Annotated in this window: 1 protein-coding gene and 1 pseudogene; both read right to left on the reverse strand. The window is 45.5% G+C overall.

All coding sequences use genetic code 11. From position 1 onward, the window contains the following. Positions 1-270: pseudogene (locus R7Z49_RS25785) on the reverse strand (sterol desaturase family protein); the annotation flags it as partial. Positions 271-278: 8 nt separating this feature from the next. Continuing rightward, the coding region (locus R7Z49_RS25790) for a DUF2804 domain-containing protein (RefSeq protein WP_318112511.1) at positions 279-640 on the reverse strand (362 nt) is incomplete at its 5' end.

Genomic DNA, 640 nt, shown 5'->3' on the forward strand with positions numbered 1-640 from the left:
CGATACACTCATTTCGATATCAAATAATCGCCAATCAAACATCCACAAGTAGAAATGCGCAATCAGCAACCCCGTTAAAATATCAGCAGCTTGATGTAATCCCGCCAACACAAAGTTACACGCCACTTCCGGCAAATAATATTGTGCGCTGTCAGGCAGTTTACCTCGACGCTGTCCCAAACCGTATTCCGCGGCGATGCAGAGAAAAAAGATGGGAGCCAAAGCCATAAGCAAGAGCTCCGGTCGTTCCATGATTTGTGACCAATCCATTGTCTTATCTACCATTTTGCGTAGTGATCTTCCGTTAAACCCACAACACCGTCGAGTTCGTGCTTACTGCCATTGCCATCCACAACAAACCCTGAAAAGTGGCCGATATATTGACGAAAGTTACTTTTCAAAAACCAGAAGTTCTTTTTCTCAGAACGTTGATTGATAGGCTCAAACACTAAGTCTACGCAACCATCTTCGGAGGTGATGCGCCAATCAGTACGTGGATTCTGACGTGAAAATTGAAACTGCACCGGATCAAGCAAATGCCTTTCACCATCCACCCACAGTACATTTTCACAAAACCCGGTTTCGTTTACGCCAGCGGCGAGGTTGAGACCCAAGCTTTTGTCGCCATCTTTATGGTTGA

Source organism: Vibrio sp. 1562, from assembly GCF_033340155.1.
In the GTDB taxonomy this organism is placed as follows: domain Bacteria; phylum Pseudomonadota; class Gammaproteobacteria; order Enterobacterales; family Vibrionaceae; genus Vibrio; species Vibrio alginolyticus.